This is a genomic window from Microbacterium sp. zg.Y909 (genome assembly GCF_024626565.1).
In genome coordinates this window covers 1-2,796 of the sequence record NZ_JANJFJ010000501.1, presented here as the reverse complement: position 1 = coordinate 2,796, position 2,796 = coordinate 1, and the positions used below count along the sequence as shown (strand labels likewise).

3 protein-coding genes are annotated in these 2,796 nt (G+C 72.1%); 2 read left to right on the top strand and 1 reads right to left on the bottom strand.

Going from position 1 to position 2,796, the window contains the following annotated elements:
• Positions 1-94: 94 nt before the first annotated feature.
• On the bottom strand, positions 95-1,027 hold the full coding sequence (pdxS, locus tag NQ160_RS21980; protein ID WP_257517173.1) for a pyridoxal 5'-phosphate synthase lyase subunit PdxS: 933 nt from the start codon (positions 1,025-1,027) through the stop codon (positions 95-97).
• 41 nt (positions 1,028-1,068) lie between these two features.
• On the opposite strand from pdxS, the gene NQ160_RS21975 reads away from it, so the two are divergent.
• Positions 1,069-2,406, top strand: a complete 1,338-nt coding sequence (locus NQ160_RS21975; protein WP_257517172.1) for an aminotransferase class I/II-fold pyridoxal phosphate-dependent enzyme — start codon at positions 1,069-1,071, stop codon at positions 2,404-2,406.
• Positions 2,407-2,422: 16 nt separating this feature from the next.
• Positions 2,423-2,796 (top strand): pyridoxal kinase (gene pdxY / locus NQ160_RS21970; RefSeq protein WP_257517171.1); only part of this gene is annotated, 374 nt, incomplete at its 3' end.

The window sequence follows — 2,796 nt, the reverse complement described above, 5'->3', positions numbered from 1 at the left end:
GGCACCGCATCGGCGCCCAGCCGGCTCAGCACGCGCAGGTGCTCGCGCACGTCCCCCTGCAGGGCCAGGACTCCGGCACGCCGTGCCGACATGACTACCAGCCGCGGTCCGCGAGGCGGTGGGGAGCGGCGAGGTCGGTGACATTGATGCCGACCATGGCCTCCCCGAGGTCCCGTGAAGCGTCCGCGACCACCTGCGGGTCGTCGAAGAACGTGACGGCCTTCACGATCGCCGCCGCCCGCGCGGCGGGGTTGCCGCTCTTGAAGATGCCCGACCCCACGAACACCCCGTCGGCGCCGAGCTGCATCATCATGGCGGCGTCGGCGGGCGTCGCCACCCCGCCCGCGACGAACAGCACAACGGGGAGTCGCCCCTGCTCGGCGACTTCGGCCACCAGCTCGTAGGGCGCTTGCAGTTCCTTCGCCGCCACGTACAGCTCGTCCCTGCTCATCGAGCGCAGCCGCGCGATCTCGGAGGAGATGGTGCGGATGTGCCGCGTCGCCTCCGACACGTCGCCGGTGCCCGCCTCGCCCTTGGAACGGATCATCGCGGCGCCTTCGGTGATGCGTCGCAGTGCCTCGCCGAGGTTCGTCGCACCGCACACGAACGGCACGGTGAACGGCCACTTGTCGATGTGGTGGACGTAGTCGGCGGGCGAGAGCACCTCGGACTCGTCGATGTAGTCGACGCCGAGATGCTGCAGCACCTGCGCCTCGACGAAGTGGCCGATGCGCGCCTTCGCCATGACGGGGATCGACACGGCGGCGATGATGTCGTCGATGAGCTGGGGATCGCTCATCCGGGCGACCCCGCCCTGCGCCCGGATGTCGGCAGGCACCCGTTCCAGTGCCATCACCGCCACCGCGCCGGCATCCTCGGCGATGCGCGCCTGCTCGGCGGTCACGACGTCCATGATCACGCCGCCCTTGAGCATCTCGGCCAGGCCGCGCTTCACGCGGGCCGATCCGGTTGTCCCGGCCTGCAGCGGGTTCTCCGGCGCCTCCGCGGCGCGGTCGATGTTTGGCATAGGCCAGACGCTAGCATGTCCTGAGCTGTAGATTCGAGCAGATGGAGAACGCGACGGTGACCGACGGGATCACGGGCACGACGGCGGCGGAGATCGCCGACAGCGTGCGCGCGCTCGTCGACAGCGCACGCCTCTCCCCCGGTGACGCGCTCCCGCCGGTGCGCACGCTGGCCGACCGCCTCGGCGTCAACCGCAATACCGTCGTCGCCGCCTACCGTCAGCTCGGTCAGGCCGGGCTCGTCGCGTCGCGCGGGCGCGGCGGCACGCGGGTGGCCTCCCCGGCGCCGATGCCCATCGAGGGGTTCGCGCAGGACAGCGTGCTGCGCGACGTCGGCGACGGCAATCCCGACCCGGCCCTCATCCCCGACCTCACCGGAGCGCTCGCAGTGCTCGCCGGCCGCCCTGTGCTGTACGGCGAGCCCGTCATCGACCCCGATCTGGAGCGCTGGGCGCGCGACTGGATGACGCCGGACGTCCCCGACCGGGCGGCTATGCGCATCACGGTCACCGGCGGCGCCGTCGACGCGATGGAGCGTCTGCTGGCGGGGACGCTGGTGCGCGATGATGCCGTCGCCCTCGAGGACCCCTGCTTCCTGTCCAGCATCCGCACCGTGCGCCTGGGCGGCTACCGGCCCGTGCCCGTGGCCGTCGATGACGAGGGGATGACCGTCGACGGACTCGCCCGTGCCCTGGCGGACGGCGTGCGGGCGGTGATCTGCACCCCGCGTGCGCAGAACCCGACGGGCGTGAGTCTCACCGCCCGGCGCGCCGCCGACCTGCGTGCTGTCCTGGCCGACCACCCCCATGTGCTCGTCGTGATGGACGACCACCTCTCGCTGCTGACCGATCAGCCCTATCACTCGATCGTGGGCGCGTCGCACCGCCGCTGGGCGCTGGTGCGGTCGGTGTCGAAGTTCCTGGGGCCCGACATGTGCCTCGCGGTCGCGGCGACCGACGCCGACACCGCCGACCGCCTGGCGATGCGCCTCAGCCCCGGCACGACCTGGGTCAGCCACCTGCTGCAGCGACTCACCGTCGCGCAGGTCACCGACCCTGCCGTGATGGCCGCGGTGCAGCGCGCCGGCGCGCACTACCTGGCCCGCAACCGCGCGTTCGCCGCACGGCTGAGCGCCCACGGCATCGCCTGCCGCGCCGGGGACGGGCTCAGTCTCTGGGTGCACCTCGGCGTACCCGCCCGCGCGGTGACCGATCAGCTGATGCGCCGCGGCTGGCTGGCCCGGCCCGGCGACGAGTTCGCCCTGGCCGACGGCGGGGCGTCCGAGCGCCTGCGCCTCACCGTCCACACCCTGTCCGACGCCGAGGCGGAGCGCCTGGCCGCCGACGTCGCCGCCGCCGTCCGCGTGACGGCATCCCGATGAGAGAAGGTCACCACCCGTGAAGATCCTGTCCATCCAGTCCGCCGTCGCCTACGGGCACGTCGGCAACTCCGCCGCGGTCTTCCCGCTGCAGCGCATCGGCGTGGAGGTGCTGCCGGTCTACACCGTGAACTTCTCCAACCACACCGGCTACGGCGCGTGGCGCGGCCCGATGATCTCGCCGGATGACGTGCGCGAGGTGATCACCGGCATCGAGGAGCGCGGTGTCTTCGGCGAGATCGACGTCGTCCTGTCGGGGTACCAGGGCAGCGAGGGTATCGGCGATGTCATCGTCGACGCCGTTGCCCGGGTGAAGGCGGCCAATCCGGATGCCGTGTACGCGTGCGACCCCGTGATGGGCAACGCCAAGTCCGGGTGCTTCGTCGCTCCGGC